We start from the raw sequence: 21496 nt of genomic DNA, 5'->3' as shown, positions 1-21496 counted from the left end.
AATATAATACTCAAAGCACTATTTTCTTTTGGGCTTTTATCACATAATTGACAATACAATTGAAAACCATTCTCGTTTGCACTCGTAAAACATGATCTAGGTAAAGGTTTTGCTTAGTTAGCTCATATAAAATTAGTGTAATTCATATTTATAATCCCAAGGTAACTGCTTTATGAAGCTTAGTGAACTCAATCCCGGCGATAGCGCTAAGATTGCAGAGGTTGGCCAACTCTCTTTACCTCAAACAGTAAAGCGTAAATTACTCTCTATGGGCATCACTCCTCATACGTCATTTAAAATGTTACGCAGAGCGCCGATGGGTTCAGGAGTTGAATTAGATTTACGTGGTAGCCGTTTATGTATGCGCCGTGATTTAGCGGATGTTATTGAGGTAGTAAAAACAAATGACTAAAGAATTTCATTGCGTCACCGTAGGTAATCCTAATGCAGGCAAGTCAACGCTGTTTAATGCATTAACGGGCTCTAATCAGCAGGTGGGTAATTGGTCTGGCGTAACGGTAGAAAAGAAAACCGGTTATTTCACTCTTGATAACACCAATATCCATTTGACGGATTTACCAGGTATTTATGATTTATTACCGGCAGGAAATAGCTGTGACTGTTCTTTAGATGAACAAATCGCCCAGCAATATCTCGCCGAACAAAGAATTGATGGCATCATCAATCTTGTGGACGCAACCAATATCGAGCGACATCTTTACCTCACAGTTCAATTAAGAGAGCTGGGTATTCCAATGGTTGTGGTGTTGAATAAAATCGATGCGGCTAAAAAATTAGGTATCGAAGTCAACCTTAAGAAAATGTCTGCAGAGCTTGGTTGCCCTGTTATTGCCGTTTGTTCACGAGAACTAAACGATGTTAAACAGGTTCAAGATCAAGTCTTAAAGTTACTCAAAGGCGAAATCTCAGAGTCTGCTTTAATGCTTAATTATGATGAGCGTATTGAAGCGGGCGTGCAAACTCTGCAACAACATGCTAGCGATCTAAGTCGCGGCCGAGCACTTGCTATGCTTGGTAACGGTAATGGCTGTGGAAAATGTAATAATACTAGCTTAAAAGATGTTGTTAATGATTGTACTAAAATTGCGGAACAATCAGGAACAGACGTTGAAGTGTTAGTGGCAACCACCCGTTTTGATTTTGTTGAGACGGTATTTAGCCAATCTGTTGAAGTGGGTGATTTTGAAAGCACTAGTGACAAGCTTGATAAATTGATTTTACATCCAGCACTCGGTGTTCCGGTGTTTTTGTTAGTGATGTATTTAATGTTCATGTTCAGTATCAATGTTGGTAGCTCGTTTATCGACTTTTTTGATATTACAGCTGGGGCTATTTTTGTCGATCATTTAGGTGCATTGTTAACCACAATTGGTGCTCCAGTATGGTTAGTGACAATTATTGCTGGCGGTATAGGTCAGGGCATTCAAACCGTGGCCACCTTTATACCGGTTATTGCAGCACTATTTCTTGCTTTATCTGTACTTGAAGCATCGGGTTACATGTCTCGTGCTGCATTTGTCGTTGATGGATTAATGAGACGCATTGGTTTACCGGGCAAAGCGTTTGTACCAATGATTGTCGGTTTTGGTTGTTCTGTACCTGCCATTATGGCAACAAGGACACTGGGTAGTGAGCGTGAAAGAATCGTTACCGGCATGATGGCGCCCTTTATGTCATGTGGTGCTCGTCTTCCTGTTTATGCTCTATTTGCTGCGGCGTTCTTTCCTGATTCAGGTCAAAATTTAGTATTTTTACTGTATATCATTGGTATTTTTGCTGCTATTGGTACCGGTTTATTACTTCGCAGCACAGTATTGCCAGGTTCAAGCAGCGCGGTAGTGATGGAACTGCCTAGTTATGAAATGCCAAAAGCGAAAGCAGTTTTCTCTCGCACAGTTAAACGTACTAAAAGTTTTATTTTAGGTGCCGGTAAAACCATTGTTATCGTGGTGACGCTACTGAATTTTGTCAATGCAATTGGTACCGATGGTAGTTTCGGCCATGAAGACAGTAACGAGTCAGTACTAAGTGTATTAAGCCAAAAAGTAACACCATTTTTCTCACCAATGGGTGTAGAGCAAGATAACTGGCCTGCAACAGTAGGTATTATCACTGGTATTTTTGCAAAAGAGGCGGTTGTTGGCACATTAAACAGCTTATATGCCACGCCAGCAGGCGAAGATGAAGAGTTAGCGAGTCTGTCTGAAAGTTTTTCTGAGGCATTAAGTACTATCCCTGAAAACTTATTGGGTATTGCCCCTGCAGATCCTTTATCAATTGATGTTGGAAATGTCGAAAATTTAGAAGAAGCCGCTGCAGAGCTTGAAGTTGATAGTTCAACATTCAGTGCACTGCAAGCTGGTTTCACAACCAAAATTGCAGCATTCTCATATTTGCTCTTCATCTTGCTATACACGCCTTGTGTTGCGGCAATGGGCGCATTAGTGAATGAGTTTGGTGCTAAGTGGGCTCGATTTGCTGCGCTATGGACCTTTGCATTAGCTTATGGCAGTGCAACGGTAGTATATCAAGGTGCCAACATTGCTAAGCATCCAGTGCAATCTATCGGGTGGATTTCATTCTTTTCTATTGCGCTAGTGGGCTTTTATTTCTGGCTTAAAAAGCAAGGTAAAAAGAGTCAACAGATTATCCCAGGAATTAAAATCATCACTGAATAAGAGATTTTGTGTTCAAATTAAAACCAGCATTTTACGAAATGCTGGTTTTTTGTTTTTTGAGGGTTATTTTTAGCAAACAGGCATTGTAACTCGCGTAAATCTGTAGGATCATCAAAGGTCATAAATTTCACCATCGTGCACCAAGAGGAACTCCATGAGCCAAGTGGACAACGAAGTACGTCCAAGTAACTTCATTCGTAATATTATTGATGAAGACTTAAAAAGTGGTAAACACACCAGTGTGCAAACCCGTTTTCCGCCAGAGCCAAATGGTTTTTTACACATTGGCCATGCAAAGTCTATTTGTTTAAATTTTGGCATAGCACAAGATTATCAAGGTCAATGTAACTTACGTTTTGATGATACTAACCCTGAAAAGGAAGACATCGATTATGTTCATTCTATTCAGGATGATGTACGTTGGTTAGGCTTTAAATGGTCAGGTGAAGTTCGTTATTCTTCGAATTACTTCGATCAATTACATCAATATGCGGTTGAGCTAATCTCAAAAGGTTTAGCTTATGTGTGCTTCTTAAATGCTGAAGAAACACGCGAGTACCGTGGCACATTAAAAGCACCTGGTAAAAATAGCCCTTACCGTGATACCTCAGTTGAAGAAAACTTGAACCTATTTGAAAAAATGCGTGCAGGTGAATTCAAAGAGGGTGAGTGTGCACTGCGGGCTAAAATCGATATGGCTTCACCATTCATGTGTATGCGTGATCCGGTTATTTACCGTATTCGTTTTGCTCACCATCATCAAACAGGCGATAAGTGGTGCATTTACCCAATGTACGACTTTACTCACTGTATTTCAGATGCGATTGAAAACATCACTCATTCGTTATGTACTTTAGAGTTCCAAGACAACCGTCGTTTGTATGATTGGGTGTTAGATCATTTAGATGATTTTAATCAACCAAACCGTACACGTCAGTATGAATTTTCAAGACTTAACCTTGAATACACCATGATGTCGAAACGTAAATTGAACGATTTAGTAACGCGTGAAATCGTGTCTGGTTGGGATGATCCTCGTATGCCAACTATCGCAGGTTTACGCCGTCGCGGTTATACTCCGGCGTCTATTCGTGAATTCTGCCAACGTATCGGTGTTACAAAGCAAGAAAACCTTATTGAAGGTGGCGTGCTTGATGCGTGTATTCGTGAAGAGCTCAACGAAAATGCACCTCGTGCCATGGCTGTGTTAAGACCGATTAAAGTGGTAATTGAAAACTACCCGTCGGATACACCTGAAATAATTAATGCCCCAATGCATCCGAATAAACCTGAAATGGGTACCCGCGAAATTGCATTTGGTAAAGAGTTATTCATCGATGCCGAAGACTTTAAAGAGTCTGCTAATAAGCATTTTAAGCGTTTAGTACTTGGTAAAGAAGTTCGTTTACGTAATGCTTATGTGATTAAAGCTGAACGTTTTGATCAAGATGAAGACGGTAATGTCACCACGGTTTATTGTACTTACGACAATGAAACATTGGGTAAGAACCCAAGTGATGGCCGCAAAGTTAAAGGTGTTATTCATTGGGTTGAAGCGACAACGGCCAAACCGGCTGAATTTCGTTTATACCACCGTTTATTTACTGAAGCGTCTCCAGCAGCTTTTGAAACCTTAGACGAAGTGTTAAGCGATGACTCTTTAACTGTGCTTAAGGGTGTCGCTGAAGCAAGCTTAGCCAATGCAGTGGCAGAAAAAGCGTACCAGTTTGAACGTGAAGGTTACTTCTGCGCTGATAACAAGGATTCATCAAAAGAGGCTTTAGTGTTTAACTTAACTGTGGCACTACGTGATTCTTTTGCTTAAAGTTTACCTGTAGCTTTTACTGGGGGTAGTTTATCCCTAAGTCAGTTAATAAAAATGCCAGAACAATATTGTTCTGGCATTTTTTTGGTTAATCATCAGTAGAACTGGCTTGGTTATTTGCGGAAATTAAGTGTATTGGCGCACCATCACTTAAATAGGCGGCGTCCACTTGATCAAGTTTGTTGTAACGGATCATCTGCTGGATACTATCAATATAGGCTTGGCCACGTTCGGAATATTTATCTAAAGTGGTGACTAATTTAAGGCCTGTTATCGGTTCTTTCTCATAACGTAATTGCTGTCTCATTTGTCTCAGTTTAAGGTAGGCTGCATGGGTATTGATATTTAGCATATAGCCCTCAACGGATGCTTGCGGAGTATTAAATCGTGCTAAACCGTAATTGCCTAACTCTGTTCTTTGCTTTTTAGGAGCCATGCCGTTGCCACTGAAATCCCACTGGCCAAAAAAGGCGTTACCTTCAACGGTAAATCGCGATGTCGCCCAGCCGCTTTCTTCAGCCGCTTGGGCTAGCACTAATGACGGCGGCATGATGTCTACGCGCTTAAGCAGTTGTTTTCGCAAATCTTGAGTTAATGGTGTTTGCTTATCGGGGATGACCTTGTATTTTGTTGCGATATCAATAAGCTTGTTATCGGTTAGCTCAGCCTGTTTCACCCATTTTCGCTCTAAAATAATATTTTCATTACTGAGTAATATTAATGGCGCCATTAATCTGAAAAAAACCATTTTCTTAACCTGTACAGGGATCTCATTTGAGGTTTTTTGCCAATTCTCACTCACGCTATCAAAGGTTAATCGAGGTACTTCCCTTACACCGGCATCCCAGCTTTGTTTGTTGTAATTTAACGAGTCGAATAATTCAATTAATTGATCGAGCGAGTTTAAAATAATCTCTGTTGAGGCCTTGGTTTGCGGTTTTTTAGTTGTGAGTTTGTTGTTTGCGGCATCTATATATTGATGATTAACATCTGGCTCAATTGTTGCCGTTGGAGATTTAGTCGCGTTTGTACCAGTAGTATCAGTCTCATTTTCTGTAGTGGATGACTTAACCCAGTAGTTGATGGCAAATAAACCCGCTAGAAGCAGCAATACAAAAAGGATTTTTTGATAGGTATTTTTGGTCATATATCACCTTAGTTCAAACTCACTTTATGGGCCGAGCCATAACAAAAAAGGCGCGAAAGCGCCTTTTAAATATAGTACAAAAACATTTACTGCATCATAGGTCCTAAGCCTAAGCTCCATAATATAACGCTAGTGCCCATTAATCCGACCAATAGTACTAAACCTGCAGTAACGACTGAACTTGCGTAAATAAAGCCTTTTTCTTCAGGGATATTCATAATGATGGGGACACCAGCATAAAGTAGATATACTGAGTAGGCTAAGCCAGCAAGGCCCACTAACATCATAAACCATAACACAGGGTATAGCGCTGATATGCCGACCATAAATAATGGTGTAGCGGTATAGGCGGCTAACTCAAGTGCTTGAGTGAAGGTTGGTGCGGCATCAAAGGTTTTTGCCATCCAATAAGATAAATATGCCAGTGCAAATACGCCAGCAATGAGGCCAAAGTACATACCCACTGACATGAACATGGCGCTTTGTGGAGTGAGAAATAGTAGCTCGCCGTTAGCAGGATGCCAGCCTATATAAGCGGTTGCTACAAAACTGCACACAGCAGGAATTAAGGCGATAAGTAAGATATGACTAAGGCTGCTTTTAACTGCCTCGTGATTACGTTCAATTGTTTGCCACTCTTGTTTCGGATGAGTGTATAGCCCCATTAGGTGATTCAATATCATTGTTATTATCCTTGTTTAGCATTTCATACATAGCTCGCCAAACTTCAGACGAACTGATCATAGCCCCATATATCAATCGCCTTAATCAGTCCTACACATACTTAATGCACTCGTTACTAGTGAGCCGTTTAAGTAATAACTTCATCCCTATCGAAGCTTATCCATTAAAGGTGATTGAAATACAACTTAAGCAACTATTGTTACGCAGATGTATAGACTATTTATTGAACATTAGCGGCCATTCGTCAAGTGCTATTGTTGTTTTATCAGTATAAAAAGCTAATAAGCTCATCAGAAGTTAGCTCATGCAGTATTTTTCTCTTTAGATTGTCGATTTATATGTAAATATTCGACGTTAATGTAACTTAGTTGATGATTGTTAAATATCTATTTGCTGCTTAATGCAATCTTAGAATATGCAGATGGGTTGTCGTATCTGTTTCATTTTTTTAATACAATGGCGCCACATAAAATATTTAGTGGTACTTCAATGATGTATGAGCAGGGTTTACTTGAGCCGATTTACTCTTTTTTGAATTGTGAAACACCTGATAAGTGGATTGAAATGGCCAGCAAGCCTGAAAACTTATCCATCATTCTTCGTGATCATATGATTTGTGAGTTAAAAGCCGCCCAAAGCGCGATGTTTTTAATTAGGAAATACGCGGTGGATAAACCCAGTGCTGAGCAGTTATCCCAATGGATAAAGCCATACGAAGAGTTTGCCTATAAAAAGGTCGGCGATTTAGCCTCTCTTAAAGGAAAAAGTAACGTCAGCAAACAAATCACAGTGCGTGAAGGCTGTGTTTATGGTCAAGAGTTAGTTGATAAAATGGTATTGCTGATCAAAGAAGAATTACATCATTTCTATCAAGTAATGGAGTTGATGGAAAAAAAACAGGTACAGTATGAGCTAATAGAGGCCGGACGTTATGCCAAAGGCTTACTGAAACATGTTAAAACCTTCGAGCCAGATGCATTAGTCGATAAGTTAATTATTGGTGCACTAATTGAGGCCAGATCTTGTGAACGTTTTGCCAAACTTGCCCCGCATCTGGATGAAGAATTAAGTAAATTCTACGTATCGCTACTTCGCTCTGAAGCTCGTCACTACCAAGATTACCTGACGTTGGCCGAGTTAGTATCGGATAAAGATATTAGTGACAGAGTAAGGTTTTTGACCGAGGTTGAAGCTGAGCTTATTTTAACCCCAGATACCGATTTTAAATTCCACAGTGGTTTACCCAATTAACACTATATCCTTGCGGTATTTGAAGTCCTCAAGTTAGCAAGGGCAGTTGTTTAAGATTGGCAGTGTATTGGTCGACAATCAGTATGCTGCCTTGCTCGTACCAGTCACCAACCACAATGCGCTGCTTGTTATCGGCTAATTGATGTATTGCCGGACGGTGGGTATGGCCATGGATCATTCTTTGGCAGTTGGTTTTTAGTAGTAGGCTGTCAACGGCTGATTGCTCAACATCCATAATGGTATAGCTTTTTTGTTGATTGCTTTTTTGACTTTTTTTGCGAATATCAGCAGCGATGTTCTGTCGCGTTGATTTAGGCAAGTTACGGTAAATCCATTTCACGAATGATGAATTTCTGAAGCTTCTAAATCTTTGATAAGCCTTATCGAGCGTGCAAAGGCTATCACCATGCAAGACTACTGTTTTTATGCCATACAAATCTAACTCGACAACTTCTGGAAGTATGATCATTCCAGCTTTACGAGCAAATGATTTGCCAATCATAAAATCTCGATTACCGTGGATAAAATAAATAGGGATGCTTGTGGCGACACGTTTTAGATGGGTGGCTATTTCGTCAGTAAAGGGCTCGGCAATATCATCACTGGTCCAGACTTCAAACAAGTCACCGATGATATAAATCGCTTCAACATCAGCAAGATCTGAGTTGAGGTAGCGAATAAAAGCTTGGCTAATATCTGGGCGGTCTGCACTTAAGTGCAAATCGCCCATAAAAACAGTCTGCATTAATGATTATTCAGCAATGCTTGCACTGTTAATGATAACAGCTTCTAGTGGTACGTCTTGATGCATGCCACGGTTACCTGTGCTAACAGTTTTGATTTTCTCTACAATATCAAAACCTTCAACAACTTCAGCGAATACACAATAGCCCCAGCCTTGAGATGTTTCGGCTTTAAAGTCTAAGAAAGTGTTGTCATTCACATTGATAAAAAACTGTGATGTTGCTGAATGCGGATCAGATGTACGCGCCATCGCTAAGGTACCGACTTTGTTTGATAAGCCGTTGTTCGCTTCATTTATAACTGCAGCATGAGGGGTTTTCTGAACCATATCTTCAGTAAAGCCACCACCTTGTACCATGAAACCATCAATCACACGGTGAAAAATAGTACCGTCGTAGAAACCTTCTTTTACGTACTTAATGAAGCTTTCAACAGTTAAAGGTGCTTTTTCAGCATTTAAAGCGATTTTGATGTCGCCCATATTTGTGTGCAAAGTGATCATATTTAATTACCTAGATAAAAATTGTTGCGCGATTCTAACTTATCTTACGTGAGGCTTAAAGTGCAGTGTTCAAAACAGTGTTGCTCATGGTAGACTTTGTGGCAATTAAATTGAGTTTTATTAAGAGTAAAAGAGAACCATCGATGTTGAAAATTTACAATAGTATGAGTCGTGAAAAGCAAGAGTTTAAACCGATTAATCCTGGCAAGATTGACATGTATGTATGTGGGATCACCATATATGATTTATGTCACATTGGTCATGGTCGTACTTTTGTATCTTTCGATATGATAGTTCGCTACTTACGTTATAGTGGCTATGCGGTGAACTACTTACGTAACATCACCGATGTCGACGATAAAATCATTAAACGCGCCGCTGAAAATAACGAAAGTTGTGACTCACTCACTGAGCGTTTGATTGGTGAGATGCACAAGGATTTTGATTCATTAAATATGCTACGCCCAGATTTCGAACCAAGAGCGACCCTGCATATTGATGAGATCATCGACATGGTGCAGACACTCATCGCTAAAGAGCATGCTTATGTTGCTGACAATGGCGATGTGCTCTTTAGTGTGGCTTCATTTGCGGAATATGGCCGCTTATCAGGACAAAACCTTGAACAGCTTCAAGCTGGCGCGCGCGTTGAAGTGGAAGCTGCTAAACGTAATCCTATGGATTTTGTTTTGTGGAAAATGTCAAAACCTGGCGAACCAACGTGGGAGTCTCCATGGGGGCCTGGTCGTCCTGGCTGGCACATTGAATGTTCTGCAATGAATGGCAAACACTTAGGTGAAAACTTTGATATTCATGGCGGCGGTAGCGATTTACAGTTCCCACATCATGAAAACGAAATTGCGCAGTCTTGCTGTGCTCATGGCTCAAAGTATGTCAACTACTGGATGCATACTGGCATGGTGATGGTTGATAAAGAAAAAATGTCTAAATCACTGGGCAACTTCTTCACAATCAGAGATGTGTTAGAACATTACGATCCAGAAACAGTACGTTACTTCTTATTATCGGGTCACTATCGTAGCCAGCTAAATTATTCTGAAGATAATTTAAAGCAAGCTAAGTCGGCTTTAGAACGTATTTATACTTCGCTAAAAGGCTTAGATTTATCAGTTTCTCCAGCAGCTGCACCTGAGTATGTCGGTAAATTTAAACTGGCGATGGATGATGATTTTAATACACCAGAAGCCTACTCGGTTATCTTTGATATGGTACGTGAGATTAACCGTCTTAAATCAGTTGATATGGCGCAAGCCAGCGCCTTAGGTGTTAGCCTTAAGCAATTAACAGACGTGCTAGGCATTATCAGCAACGATGTTGATGTTTATTTCCAAGGCGAGGGCAGTGATGATGAAGTCGCTGAAATTGAGGCCTTGATCGTTGAACGTAATCGCGCCCGCGCTGAAAAAGATTGGCCTGCTGCAGATATCGCTAGAGATAGACTAAATGCCCTTGGGGTTATTCTGGAAGATGGCGAAAATGGTGTAACAACTTGGCGTAAAAAGTAACGTCTAAGTTTAATCCGCCATAAAAAAGCCTGCATTAGCAGGCTTTTTTAGTTAATACAATTATTAACTCTGATTAAACAAAGGTTTAGTCGTGGTAAGTCTCAGCAGCATATAAGGTATTTTCTAGTAAGCTGGCAATTGTCATCGGACCTACACCACCGGGTACTGGGGTAATGAATGCCGCTTTCTCAGCAGCAAGGTCAAATTCTACATCACCCACTAAGCGGCCATTGTCTAAGCGGTTAATGCCCACATCGATAACAATCGCACCAGGTTTAATCCAATCACCAGCAATAAAACCAGGTTTACCTACTGCAACAATCAACAAGTCAGCTTGGCGTACCTTTTGTTCAAGGTTTTTAGTAAAGCGATGACAGGTGGTCGTAGTACAGCCTGCAAGTAGTAGCTCCAATGTCATTGGTCTACCGACAATATTAGACGCGCCGACAATCGTTGCATCAAGACCATATGTATCTACACCCGTTGAATTGATCAAGGTCATAATGCCTTTTGGCGTACATGAACGCAGCACTGGGATGCGCTGAGCAAGTCGGCCGACATTATAAGGGTGGAAACCATCAACATCTTTATCAGGGCGAATTTGCTCAATGACTTTAGATTCTTCAATGTGTGCAGGTAATGGCAGTTGCACTAAAATGCCATCAATTTTAGGGTCATCATTGCATTGATCAATTAAGGCTAACAATTCTGCTTCAGTGGCCGTGGTTTCTAAATCATATGAATAAGATTGAAAGCCGACTTCTTCACACGCGCGGCGCTTGCTTCCTACATAGACTTGTGACGCAGCATCTGCACCAACTAAGATGACCGCTAAGCCAGGAATTCTTTTACCTGCTTCTTTACGGGCAAGTACTTTTTCTTTTAAAGTGATTCGAATAGATTGAGCGATCGCTTTGCCATCAATATTTTGGGCAGTCATGGGGGTATAGTTTCCTTTATGGCGCGATAATAAGACGAAATTAACGAAGCGTATTCTATCAGTCAGCTAAAGTCATGTCATGAATATTGCCTTAGTGATTTTTTAAAAACAGAATTTTTTGTTTGTTAAAACAGCAGCTGAACAAGTTTGTCAAAAAAATCGTTGACGATAGGAAAGTGACTCGTTAATATGCGCTCCGTTCTCACAGCGAAGGTGTTTAAAGAAAATAAACATTGTAGCATTGAACATCTCGGTGATTAGCGCAGCCCGGTAGCGCATCTCGTTTGGGACGAGAGGGTCAGAGGTTCGAATCCTCTATCACCGACCAAATTTATTTATTTGTAAAGCTTCGGTTTTATGAATAAGCTGTAAAAAGATAAGTTGTTAACCAAAGCAACTTATCACGCTAGTAGGATATACAGATTTATCTGTAAACCATGCGCCCGTAGCTCAGTTGGATAGAGCACCCGCCTTCTAAGCGGGTGGTCGCAGGTTCGAATCCTGCCGGGCGTACCAAATTATGGTGATTGTAGCTCAGTTGGTAGAGCCCCGGATTGTGATTCCGGTTGTCGTGGGTTCGAGCCCCATCAGTCACCCCAAATTTTGCATTGATAATGCACAGTTGTAGAAAAAGCGACCTAAGGTCGCTTTTTTTATGTCTAAAATCCCCATTTAACCGCGTTTTCAGACTCGACTCGGCAGTAAACGGTCGCTATAATGTCGCGTCTTGATAAATATCTAATACGGATTACTACGGGTAACAGCGCTTAAACGCTGCTGTATCACTACTTTTATTAGTAAACATTAATCATCAAGAAATGAATATTTAATAGTTGAGTTTTCGACTATTACAAAGGACGTCAGACATATTTCGAGGTAAAACAATGCAAGTTTCTGTTGAAACAACTCAAGGCCTAGAACGTCGCCTAACAATTTCTGTACCTGCTGAGCAAATTGAGAAATTAGTTAAAGACAATTTATTACGTGAAGCGAAGCGTGCAAAGATCTCTGGTTTCCGTCCAGGTAAAGTACCAGTATCAGTAATCAACCAACGTTACGGTAAAGCTATCCGTCAAGATGTGACCGGTGAAGTTATGCAACGCAACTTCATTGAAGCTATCATGGCTGAAAAACTAAACCCAGCTGGCGCACCAGTATTTGCTCCTAGTAAAGCAGAAGGCGAGAACTTCGAGTTCGTTGCTACTTTTGAAATCTACCCAGAAGTTGAATTAACTGGTTTAGATGCAATCGCTGTTGAACAACCACAAGCTGAAGTTAATGACGCTGACGTTGACACCATGATTGAAACGCTTCGCAAGCAACACGCTACTTTCGCTGTAGTTGAAACTGCTGCTGAAGAAGGCAACAAAGTTAAAATGAACTTTGTTGGTTCAGTTGAAGGTGAAGAATTTGAAGGTGGCAAAGCTGACGATTTCGAACTTGAGCTTGGTAGCAACCGTATGATCCCAGGTTTTGAAACTGGCATCATTGGTCATAAAGCCGGTGAAGAATTTGAAGTTGAAGTCACTTTCCCTGAAGATTACCACGCTGAAAACTTAAAAGGTAAAGCGGCTAATTTCGTTATTACTCTTACCGAAGTTCAAGCTGCAGAATTACCAGAAGTAAATGACGAGTTCGCTTCATTATTCGGTATTGCTGAAGGTGGCCTAGAAGCCCTTAAAGCTGAAATCCGTAAAAACATGACTCGTGAACTTGATCAAGCGCTTAAAGCGAATGTTAAAGAGCAAGTTATCGAAGGCTTATTAGCTGCTAACGACATCACTATCCCTAAAGCACTTGTAGACGGTGAAGTGAATGTTCTTCGTCAACAAGCTATGCAACGTTTTGGTGGTCAAGCTGAAAACATGCCTGAGCTTCCAGCTGATCTATTCACTGAGCAAGCTGAGCGTCGCGTTAAAGTTGGTCTATTATTAGGCGAAGTAATCAAAACGAATGAACTTCAAGCTGAAGATGAGCGCGTTCAAGGTTTAATCGCTTCAATGGCTTCTGCTTACGAAGATCCAACAGAAGTTGTTGAATACTACAATGGCAACAAAGAGCTTATGCAGAACATGCGTAACGTAGCTCTTGAAGAGCAAGCTGTTGAAGTGCTATTAAAATCAGCAAAAGTAACTCTAAAAGAAGTTGCTTTTGAAGAATTTATGAACAAGGCAACAGGTAAAGCGTAACCTTCGCTTGACTTGATTGGCGGTTCGCCATTTATAATGGCTCGTATGAGGTTCTCATACGAGCCATTTTTATTTTAGGGAAAGTATAAAATGCATAAAGCGCCAGAATCTGTACTCAATGCTCTCGTACCTATGGTTGTTGAACAAACAGCAAAAGGTGAGCGTTCATATGATATTTACTCTCGTTTATTAAAAGAGCGTGTAATTTTCTTGGTTGGCCAGGTTGAAGAACACATGGCTAATTTGATCGTGGCGCAATTATTGTTCCTAGAATCAGAAAGCCCAGACAAAGATATTTCAATTTACATTAACTCGCCAGGAGGCTCAGTAACAGCCGGCATGGCGATTTATGACACCATGCAGTTTATCAAGCCAAATGTCAGTACAGTATGTATTGGTCAAGCAGCAAGCATGGGCGCTTTTTTACTTGCTGGTGGCGCAAAAGGCAAACGTCATTGTTTACCTAATTCTCGCGTGATGATCCACCAACCATTAGGCGGTTTCCAAGGTCAGGCTTCAGATATTGCAATTCATGCTCAAGAAATTCTTGGCATTAAGAACAAATTGAACCAAATGTTGGCGGAACATACCGGTCAACCAATGGAAATCATTGAACGTGATACTGACCGTGATAACTTCATGAGTGCTCAAGAAGCAGCCGATTATGGTTTAGTTGATTCAGTTTTTGAAAAGCGTAGCTGATCTTTACGCCTGAGTGCGCTATTCTTTGAAGAATAGAGTATTAAAATATAAGACTGTGTTTGTGCATTTAAACAGTACAGATGGTTTTCTACAGACAGTGTCTAGGCTGTAACAGAGGTAGAGTTAATGGGCGATAACAAAAATTCCGGTGACAGCGGTAAGCTGCTGTACTGCTCTTTTTGCGGGAAAAGCCAACATGAAGTTAGAAAGCTAATTGCTGGACCTTCAGTATATGTTTGTGACGAATGTGTCGAGTTATGTAATGACATAATTCGTGAAGAGATAAAAGAAATTTCGCCTAAACGCGATCAAGACCAATTACCAACGCCACACGAATTACGTAATCACCTCGATGATTACGTCATTGGTCAGAATCAGGCAAAAAAGGTGCTATCGGTAGCGGTTTATAATCACTATAAGCGCTTACGTAATGGTACGCCGATTGAAGGTGTTGAGCTTGGTAAAAGTAATATCTTACTTATTGGGCCTACAGGTAGTGGTAAAACATTACTGGCTGAAACCTTAGCGCGTTCACTTGATGTGCCGTTTACTATGGCTGATGCAACCACATTAACTGAAGCAGGTTATGTGGGTGAAGACGTTGAAAACATTATTCAGAAACTTCTGCAAAAATGTGATTACGACGTTGAAAAAGCGGAACGTGGTATTGTTTACATCGATGAAATCGACAAGATTAGTCGTAAATCTGACAATCCTTCTATAACTCGTGATGTATCGGGTGAAGGTGTTCAGCAGGCGTTACTAAAACTAATTGAAGGTACTGTTGCTTCTGTGCCACCTCAAGGTGGTCGTAAGCATCCACAACAAGAGTTTTTGCAAGTTGATACTTCAAAGATCTTATTTATTTGTGGTGGTGCGTTTGCTGGGCTTGAAAAAGTTATTGAGCAACGTGGCTTAACAGGTACTGGTATCGGTTTTGGCGCTGAAGTTAAAGGTGATGCAGATAAAGCGACTATCTCGCAAACATTAGGTAAGGTTGAACCAGAAGATTTAATTAAATTTGGTTTGATCCCTGAGTTTATCGGTCGTTTACCTGTTGTTGCGACGCTAACTGAATTAGATGAATCTGCATTGGTTCAAATCTTATCTCAACCTAAAAATGCACTTACTAAGCAATATGGTGCCTTATTTGAGATGGAAGATGTTGAGTTAGAGTTCCGCGAAGATGCGCTTAAAGCCATTGCTCATAAAGCAATGACCCGTAAAACCGGTGCTCGTGGACTTCGTTCAATTATCGAAGATATTTTACTCGATACCATGTATGACATCCCTTCAGTGGAAGGCGTGATTAAGGCCGTTGTTGATGAGTCTGTAGTAAAAGGCGAATCCGCACCAATCCTAATTTACGAAAATGCCGAAAGCCAAGTTGCTGGTGGTGAACAATAAATAGACGATTTAGTCTTTTATTAAAAATAAGGAGTCCATTGGGCTCCTTTTTTCGTATTAACCATTGAAAGTTTGAGAAACATCCCAATATACTGACTTATAAAATCCATTCATCAAACGGAATCGAACTATGACCCAAGAGCGTGAAGCGCATATCGAACTCCCCGTGCTGCCACTGCGAGATGTAGTGGTTTATCCCCATATGGTAATTCCGTTGTTCGTCGGACGAGAGAAATCTATTCGTTGTCTCGAATCGGCAATGGAACAAGACAAGCAAATTTTATTGGTCGCACAGCGAGAAGCTGATTTAGACGAGCCAACAAAAGAAGATATTTTCGACGTCGGTACCGTAGCCTCAATTTTGCAGTTATTAAAACTACCTGACGGGACCGTTAAAGTCTTAGTTGAAGGTGGTCAGCGTGCAAAAGTAACCGCTTACACCCAAGAAGATGAATTCTTTGTCGCGACAGCTGAATACTTAGCTTCTGAAGACTTAGCTGACAAAGAAGAAGAAGTCTTAGTCCGCAGTGCAATCAGTCAATTTGAAGGTTACATCAAGCTTAACAAGAAAATACCGCCTGAAGTGCTCACTTCATTAACCGGTATTGAAGAAGCAGCGCGCCTTGCTGACACCATGGCGGCGCATATGCCACTTAAGCTAGAAGACAAACAGTCTGTGCTTGAGATGATTAATGTTGGTGAGCGCCTTGAATACTTAATGGCGATGATGGAAGGCGAGATTGACTTATTACAAGTTGAAAAACGCATCCGTGGCCGCGTTAAGAAACAAATGGAAAAGAGTCAACGCGAATACTATTTGAATGAGCAAATGAAAGCCATTCAAAAAGAATTAGGCGATCTTGATGAAGGCCAAGATGAGTTTGAAGTATTAGCTCGGAAGATCACTGAGGCTAAAATGCCAGCAGAAGCCAAAGAAAAAGCCGAAGCTGAGTTAAACAAACTGAAGATGATGTCTCCAATGTCTGCAGAAGCGACTGTTGTCAGAAGCTATGTCGATTGGATGACCTCGGTACCTTGGAGTCAGCGTTCTAAAATTAAGCGTGATTTATCAAAAGCTGAAGCCATTCTTGATACCGATCACCATGGGCTTGAGAAGGTTAAAGAGCGCATTTTAGAGTATCTTGCGGTACAAAGCCGTGTTAAACAGCTTAAAGGGCCAATTCTTTGTCTAGTGGGCCCACCAGGTGTCGGTAAAACGTCACTCGGTCAGTCAATTGCAAAGGCGACAGGTCGTAAGTATGTGCGTGTTGCATTAGGTGGTGTGCGTGATGAAGCCGAGATCCGTGGTCATCGTCGTACTTATATTGGTTCTATGCCAGGTAAAGTCATTCAAAAAATGGCTAAAGTGGGCGTTAAAAACCCATTATTCCTATTAGATGAAATTGATAAAATGAGTTCTGATATGCGCGGCGATCCATCGTCAGCATTATTAGAAGTATTAGATCCTGAACAAAACTCAGCATTTAACGATCATTACCTTGAAGTGGATTACGACTTATCAGACGTAATGTTTGTCGCTACCTCAAACTCAATGGATATCCCTGGACCATTACTTGACCGTATGGAAGTGATCCGTTTATCGGGTTACACCGAAGATGAAAAGCTTAATATTGCTAAGAAGCATTTATTAACCAAACAGATTGAGCGTAATGGCTTAAAAGCGAGTGAGATAACCATAGAAGACAGTGCCATTATTGGCATGATCCGTTATTACACCCGTGAAGCTGGCGTGCGTTCATTAGAGCGTGAGCTGTCTAAAGTTTGTCGTAAAGTCGTAAAAATGATTTTGCTTGATAAGTCAGTGAAAACCGTTGTTGTGGATCAAGATAACCTGAAATCTTTCTTAGGTGTGCAGCGCTTTGATTACGGTAAAGCTGAATCTAACAATCAAATTGGTCAAGTTACTGGCCTTGCATGGACTCAAGTTGGTGGTGATTTACTGACCATTGAAGCCACTTCGGTGCCAGGTAAAGGCAAACTTGCTTATACCGGTTCGCTAGGTGACGTGATGCAAGAGTCAATTCAAGCTGCAATGACCGTTGTTAGAGGCCGCGCAGAGCAGTTGGGGATCAATAACGACTTTTATGAAAAGCGTGATATCCATGTTCATGTACCAGAAGGTGCAACGCCAAAAGATGGTCCTTCAGCAGGTGCGGCAATGTGTACTGCTTTAGTATCAAGTTTAACCGGCAACCCGGTTAAAAGTGACGTAGCGATGACGGGTGAAATTACCCTTCGTGGTGAAGTGTTACCAATTGGTGGCCTGAAAGAGAAACTGCTTGCGGCGCATCGCGGTGGGATAAAAGTTGTGCTTATTCCTAAAGAAAATGAGCGTGATTTAGAAGAAATTCCAGCAAATGTGATTGCTGATTTAAAGATCCACCCTGTAAGGTGGGTCGAGGAAGTCCTTGAATTGGCCTTAGAAAGACCTGTTAAAGGCTTCGAAGTGGTCAAAAAGTAACTAATCAGTAAGAAAACTTGCTAGTAACCCAAAAAAAATGAAAAAAGGGGCTTAACAAACACGAAAGCTGTGGTAGCCTAGATAAGTGGAGAGTCAGTTAGCACCAAACCCTTGGCGCATCTGACTTTGAGCTGTATCCAAGTACATTTTTTTTGGTTTTCCAACTAAGTTTGGTGTGGTATCAAACTTACGATAAAAAGCCTCCGTAGACCGTTCCAAAGACGGATTTGGTTGCGGCGCAAAAATAACATTCAAGGGGATGACATGAACAAATCTGAACTAATCGAGAAAATCGCTTCTGGTGCTGACATTTCTAAAGCAGGCGCTGGCCGTGCACTAGATTCTTTTATTGCTGCTGTTACTGAAGCGCTTAAAGAAGGCGATAAGATTTCTCTAGTTGGTTTTGGTACTTTTGAAGTACGTCAACGTGCAGAACGTACTGGCCGTAACCCACAAACGGGTGCAGAAATCAAAATTGCAGCAGCAAACATTCCTGCCTTCAAAGCTGGTAAAGCACTAAAAGACGCTGTTAACTAAATAGTTGGTATCGTTGCCTTTTGTAAGGCATTTGTAGAAAGCACTGTTTTAACAGTGCTTTTTGCGAAATAAAGTATCAGAATTAACTTTGTTTTTTTGATATTAGGAGAGATAAGGCATACCTCGGTAGCGTCTGAATACTCCGTCTAAATTACAAGAAGGCGCATCCGCAAAAGGTGCGCCTTTTTATTTTATTATGTCGCAACAAGCGAGAATTCAGATGTTAGAAAAAATTCGCGAAGGTTCACAGGGCGTTATAGCTAAAAGTATTTTAGTACTGGTGATCCTTTCGTTCGCATTTGCTGGTGTCAGTAGTTACCTAGGAACCTCGACAGATGTTCCAGCCGCAGTAGTTAATGGTGACGAAATCACAGCCAATGAATTAGAACAAGCATTCCAAAATGAACGTGGCCGTTTAGAACAACAACTAGGCGAAATGTTTGATGCCTTAGCTGCTGATGATAACTATATGAATGGTATCAAGCAGAATGTATTAGATCGTTTGATTTCAGATAAGCTAATTAGCCAAGCGGCTGAAGATTTGGGACTACGTGTTTCAGATGAGCAAATTAAACAAGCGATTCTGAATGAGCAAGCATTCCAAACCGATGGTGTATTTGATAATGACCGCTACTTAGCTGTACTACGTCAATTAGGTTATCAAACCACTAGCTTTAGAAATATGATGCGTGTTGATATGACTCGTCGTCAACTTTTAACCGCGCTAGTGGGAAGTGAGTTTGTTCTTGATGGTGAAGCAAAGCAATTAGCTGAAGTTCAAGGTCAAACCCGTGATATTCGTTATTTAGTTGTGGACTCTACACCTTTCTTAGCCTCTTCAACAGTTTCTGCTGAAGAGATTAAAGCCTATTACGAAAGTAACTTAATTCAGTTCATGAGCCAAGAAAAAGTTAGCTTAGAATATGTCGAGTTGGACGTTGCAGATCTGGCTAAAGGTATCGAAACGTCAGTTGATGATGCGCGTGCTTTTTATGAAGACAACCAACAACAATATCAAACGCCAGAAAAACGTTTAGCTGCACATATTTTATTTGCATCTGGCGATGATAGCGCCGATGAAGCAAAGGCCGAAGCTGCTTTAGCTAAATTACAAGCTGGTGAAGACTTTGCTGCCGTTGCTAAATCAGATTCAGATGACCAATTTAGCGCAGAGCAGGGCGGTCAACTCGATTGGTTCGAACAAGGTGTAATGGATCCTGCATTTGACTCAGCTTTATTTGCACTTTCAACTGGTGAGTACTCACAAATTGTGAAGAGTGAATTTGGTTATCACATTATCAAGTTACTCGATGTGGAATCTGGTGCTGCAGCGCCGTTTGATGACGTGCAAGATAAAATCATCGCTGATCTTCAAAACAAAAAAGCGGTTGATGAATTTTATAGCTTACAAAGTGTTTTAGCTGATACCAGCTACGAAATACCTGACACTTTAGATGAAACAGCTAAAGCATTAGGCGTTGAGGTTCAATCAACAGCGTTATTTTCTCGTGATAATGCGCCTGTTAATTTAAATACTCCAGCTTTAATCAAAGCTGCATTTTCTGATGACGTTATTGGTAGCGGCATGAACAGTGAAGTGATTGAGTTAGCACCTAACCATGTGGTTGTGATTCGTTTACTGCAACATAAAGATGCTGGTACATTGCCATTAACTGAAGTATCTAGCAGCATTGAAGCACGTTTATTGCAAGATAAAGCGAACTTTGCCGCAAGTGAAAAAGCCAATGAATATTTAGCGCAATTAAAAGCAGGCACTGAAATCACTGAAGTTGCAGTAGCAACGAAAGAGAAGCTAGCACGATTTAATCAAGATATTGATCAAGCTATCTCGACTAAGGCATTTAAAATGGCAGCTCCAGATGCTGGTGCAAGCTCATTTGATACCGCTGCATTAGCTAATGGCTATGCGGTTATTGCTTTGGATAAAGTTAATGATGCAGAAGGTATTGATGCAAATATTGTTGAAAGTATTAAGCAACGTTTAGTACCTCAATACAGCGAAGCTGATTACCGTTCAGTTGTCGCAGCTTTAAAAGCAAAAGCAACAGTTGAATACCCAGTAGCTGAATAAGCTGATTGGAATTCACAAAAGCCAAGGTTCGCCTTGGCTTTTTTATGTCAAAATTTTGAGGTTCTTATAAGGATATTTATGAACTTAGCATTGTTTGATTTTGATGGAACTATTACAAGTAAAGATACTTACACGCCATTTATTTACTCAAGTGTACCTAAGTGGCGTTTAATCGTTTGTTATCCGATATTAATCCCTGTGATAGCCGCTTATAAATGGCAGCTCATTGGTGGGTCAAGAACGCGTAGCATCATTTCTAAGTTTGCTTTTTGGCAACAAGATGAGCAACACATTAAGGCCATCGGCGAAGATTATGCTACAAGTTTTGATCTACAAATCAAACCTCAAGCGCTAGCGCGTCTGCAATGGCATCAGATGCAAGGTGACACCATTGTTGTGGTTTCGGCATCACTTAATGTTTATTTAGCGCCATGGTGTCGCCAGCATGGATTTAAACTGATATGTGTAGAGCTAGAAAGTAAAAATGGTAAGTTAACGGGGTGTTATATACCCAATCAACTTGAAAATCCGTGTTTTCAATACTAGGCGCGTTAATGCGGTAATGTAGGTACCTTATAAATTAACGCAACAACGCTGTTGATTTAACAATCAGTGTAGTAGTCAACTCATATGGGCCACAATCTCAGAGTTTAACCACGACATGACGCTAAAGCTTTAGCTAAGAATGGTTGCTAACTAAAAATCTTCTATACTCTAATCAAGCCCAAAATAACCATATCAAAGGCGTAGTTAAACATTAAAAGGAATT

17 protein-coding genes and 3 tRNA genes are annotated in these 21496 nt (G+C 40.8%); 15 read left to right on the top strand and 5 right to left on the bottom strand.

The features are described from left to right. Window positions 1-172 precede the first annotated feature (172 nt). The 3 genes from Q4546_RS03285 to glnS all read left to right on the top strand — a co-directional run bounded on the left by Q4546_RS03285 (window position 173) and on the right by glnS (window position 4524). Window positions 173-412, top strand: a complete 240-nt coding sequence (locus tag Q4546_RS03285) for a FeoA family protein (RefSeq protein WP_076537007.1) — start codon at window positions 173-175, stop codon at window positions 410-412. Then, on the top strand, window positions 405-2699 hold the full coding sequence (feoB, locus tag Q4546_RS03280) for a Fe(2+) transporter permease subunit FeoB (protein ID WP_303445671.1): 2295 nt from the start codon (window positions 405-407) through the stop codon (window positions 2697-2699). The genes Q4546_RS03285 and feoB overlap by 8 nt, the downstream gene beginning before the upstream one ends. A 154-nt stretch (window positions 2700-2853) precedes the next feature. Next, window positions 2854-4524, top strand: coding sequence for a glutamine--tRNA ligase (gene glnS / locus Q4546_RS03275; RefSeq protein WP_102440510.1), 1671 nt, complete (start codon window positions 2854-2856; stop codon window positions 4522-4524). Window positions 4525-4612: 88 nt separating this feature from the next. Here glnS and Q4546_RS03270 read toward each other — a convergent pair whose 3' ends face one another. Both Q4546_RS03270 and Q4546_RS03265 read right to left on the bottom strand, forming a co-directional pair. Next, window positions 4613-5671, bottom strand: coding sequence for a glucosaminidase domain-containing protein (locus Q4546_RS03270; RefSeq protein ID WP_303445670.1), 1059 nt, complete (start codon window positions 5669-5671; stop codon window positions 4613-4615). 86 nt (window positions 5672-5757) lie between these two features. Next, complete coding sequence (locus Q4546_RS03265; protein WP_102440512.1) at window positions 5758-6354, bottom strand: Yip1 family protein; 597 nt, start codon at window positions 6352-6354, stop codon at window positions 5758-5760. 490 nt (window positions 6355-6844) lie between these two features. Here Q4546_RS03265 and Q4546_RS03260 point away from each other — a divergent pair, with 490 nt between their 5' ends. Then, entirely contained in the window at window positions 6845-7606 is a 762-nt protein-coding gene (locus Q4546_RS03260) for a tRNA-(ms[2]io[6]A)-hydroxylase (protein ID WP_198590877.1), read from the top strand. Window positions 7607-7634: 28 nt separating this feature from the next. Here the strand turns inward: Q4546_RS03260 and Q4546_RS03255 are convergent, their stop codons facing one another. Together Q4546_RS03255 and Q4546_RS03250 are read right to left on the bottom strand one after the other, a co-directional pair. Beyond that, window positions 7635-8351, bottom strand: coding sequence for a UDP-2,3-diacylglucosamine diphosphatase (locus tag Q4546_RS03255; RefSeq protein ID WP_102476356.1), 717 nt, complete (start codon window positions 8349-8351; stop codon window positions 7635-7637). Between the two features lie 6 nt (window positions 8352-8357). Beyond that, entirely contained in the window at window positions 8358-8852 is a 495-nt protein-coding gene (locus tag Q4546_RS03250) for a peptidylprolyl isomerase (RefSeq protein ID WP_303445669.1), read from the bottom strand. A gap of 143 nt (window positions 8853-8995) precedes the next feature. Between Q4546_RS03250 and cysS the strand changes: the two genes are divergently transcribed. Continuing rightward, window positions 8996-10378, top strand: a complete 1383-nt coding sequence (gene cysS / locus Q4546_RS03245; RefSeq protein WP_303445668.1) for a cysteine--tRNA ligase — start codon at window positions 8996-8998, stop codon at window positions 10376-10378. Between the two features lie 85 nt (window positions 10379-10463). Here cysS and folD read toward each other — a convergent pair whose 3' ends face one another. Further along, entirely contained in the window at window positions 10464-11318 is an 855-nt protein-coding gene (gene folD, locus Q4546_RS03240; protein ID WP_102440516.1) for a bifunctional methylenetetrahydrofolate dehydrogenase/methenyltetrahydrofolate cyclohydrolase FolD, read from the bottom strand. 251 nt (window positions 11319-11569) lie between these two features. Between folD and Q4546_RS03235 the strand changes: the two genes are divergently transcribed. The 10 genes from Q4546_RS03235 to Q4546_RS03190 all read left to right on the top strand — a co-directional run bounded on the left by Q4546_RS03235 (window position 11570) and on the right by Q4546_RS03190 (window position 21273). After that, window positions 11570-11646 (top strand) — tRNA-Pro (locus Q4546_RS03235). A gap of 111 nt (window positions 11647-11757) precedes the next feature. After that, a tRNA-Arg gene (locus tag Q4546_RS03230) sits at window positions 11758-11834 on the top strand. A gap of 7 nt (window positions 11835-11841) precedes the next feature. Further along, window positions 11842-11917, top strand: a tRNA-His gene (locus tag Q4546_RS03225). 285 nt (window positions 11918-12202) lie between these two features. Then, entirely contained in the window at window positions 12203-13507 is a 1305-nt protein-coding gene (tig, locus tag Q4546_RS03220; protein WP_102440517.1) for a trigger factor, read from the top strand. Between the two features lie 90 nt (window positions 13508-13597). Further along, the gene (clpP, locus tag Q4546_RS03215) at window positions 13598-14209 is read left to right on the top strand and encodes an ATP-dependent Clp endopeptidase proteolytic subunit ClpP (RefSeq protein WP_076536986.1); all 612 of its coding nucleotides are present in this window, start codon (window positions 13598-13600) and stop codon (window positions 14207-14209) included. A gap of 126 nt (window positions 14210-14335) precedes the next feature. Continuing rightward, window positions 14336-15616 (top strand): ATP-dependent protease ATP-binding subunit ClpX, encoded by a 1281-nt coding sequence (gene clpX / locus Q4546_RS03210; RefSeq protein WP_076536985.1) that lies wholly within the window; start codon window positions 14336-14338, stop codon window positions 15614-15616. A 130-nt stretch (window positions 15617-15746) separates the two neighbouring features. After that, window positions 15747-18098 (top strand): endopeptidase La, encoded by a 2352-nt coding sequence (gene lon / locus Q4546_RS03205; RefSeq protein WP_102440518.1) that lies wholly within the window; start codon window positions 15747-15749, stop codon window positions 18096-18098. A gap of 264 nt (window positions 18099-18362) precedes the next feature. Beyond that, window positions 18363-18635, top strand: coding sequence for an HU family DNA-binding protein (locus Q4546_RS03200; RefSeq protein ID WP_076536981.1), 273 nt, complete (start codon window positions 18363-18365; stop codon window positions 18633-18635). A gap of 220 nt (window positions 18636-18855) precedes the next feature. Then, window positions 18856-20727, top strand: a complete 1872-nt coding sequence (locus Q4546_RS03195) for a SurA N-terminal domain-containing protein (protein WP_102476389.1) — start codon at window positions 18856-18858, stop codon at window positions 20725-20727. A gap of 78 nt (window positions 20728-20805) precedes the next feature. After that, window positions 20806-21273: an HAD-IB family phosphatase gene (locus Q4546_RS03190; RefSeq protein ID WP_303445667.1), complete on the top strand. Its 468-nt coding sequence runs from the start codon at window positions 20806-20808 to the stop codon at window positions 21271-21273. Window positions 21274-21496 lie beyond the last annotated feature (223 nt).

This window comes from Shewanella sp. 4_MG-2023, from assembly GCF_030548015.1.
Classification (GTDB): Bacteria; Pseudomonadota; Gammaproteobacteria; order Enterobacterales; family Shewanellaceae; genus Shewanella.
This window is presented reverse-complemented; position numbering and strand designations above follow the sequence as displayed.

Bases quoted from the DNA above. Each gene is read 5' to 3' on its own strand.
- Q4546_RS03250 (WP_303445669.1), bottom strand. From the start codon at position 8,852: ATGATCACTTTGCACACAAATATGGGCGACATCAAAATCGCTTTAAAT.
- folD (WP_102440516.1), bottom strand. From the start codon at position 11,318: ATGACTGCCCAAAATATTGATGGCAAAGCGATCGCTCAATCTATTCGA.
- clpP (WP_076536986.1), top strand. From the start codon at position 13,598: ATGCATAAAGCGCCAGAATCTGTACTCAATGCTCTCGTACCTATGGTT.
- feoB (WP_303445671.1), top strand. From the start codon at position 405: ATGACTAAAGAATTTCATTGCGTCACCGTAGGTAATCCTAATGCAGGC.
- glnS (WP_102440510.1), top strand. From the start codon at position 2,854: ATGAGCCAAGTGGACAACGAAGTACGTCCAAGTAACTTCATTCGTAAT.
- Q4546_RS03270 (WP_303445670.1), bottom strand. From the start codon at position 5,671: ATGACCAAAAATACCTATCAAAAAATCCTTTTTGTATTGCTGCTTCTA.
- Q4546_RS03195 (WP_102476389.1), top strand. From the start codon at position 18,856: ATGTTAGAAAAAATTCGCGAAGGTTCACAGGGCGTTATAGCTAAAAGT.
- Q4546_RS03260 (WP_198590877.1), top strand. From the start codon at position 6,845: ATGATGTATGAGCAGGGTTTACTTGAGCCGATTTACTCTTTTTTGAAT.
- Q4546_RS03285 (WP_076537007.1), top strand. From the start codon at position 173: ATGAAGCTTAGTGAACTCAATCCCGGCGATAGCGCTAAGATTGCAGAG.
- tig (WP_102440517.1), top strand. From the start codon at position 12,203: ATGCAAGTTTCTGTTGAAACAACTCAAGGCCTAGAACGTCGCCTAACA.
- cysS (WP_303445668.1), top strand. From the start codon at position 8,996: ATGTTGAAAATTTACAATAGTATGAGTCGTGAAAAGCAAGAGTTTAAA.
- Q4546_RS03190 (WP_303445667.1), top strand. From the start codon at position 20,806: ATGAACTTAGCATTGTTTGATTTTGATGGAACTATTACAAGTAAAGAT.
- Q4546_RS03200 (WP_076536981.1), top strand. From the start codon at position 18,363: ATGAACAAATCTGAACTAATCGAGAAAATCGCTTCTGGTGCTGACATT.
- Q4546_RS03255 (WP_102476356.1), bottom strand. From the start codon at position 8,351: ATGCAGACTGTTTTTATGGGCGATTTGCACTTAAGTGCAGACCGCCCA.
- lon (WP_102440518.1), top strand. From the start codon at position 15,747: ATGACCCAAGAGCGTGAAGCGCATATCGAACTCCCCGTGCTGCCACTG.
- Q4546_RS03265 (WP_102440512.1), bottom strand. From the start codon at position 6,354: ATGATATTGAATCACCTAATGGGGCTATACACTCATCCGAAACAAGAG.
- clpX (WP_076536985.1), top strand. From the start codon at position 14,336: ATGGGCGATAACAAAAATTCCGGTGACAGCGGTAAGCTGCTGTACTGC.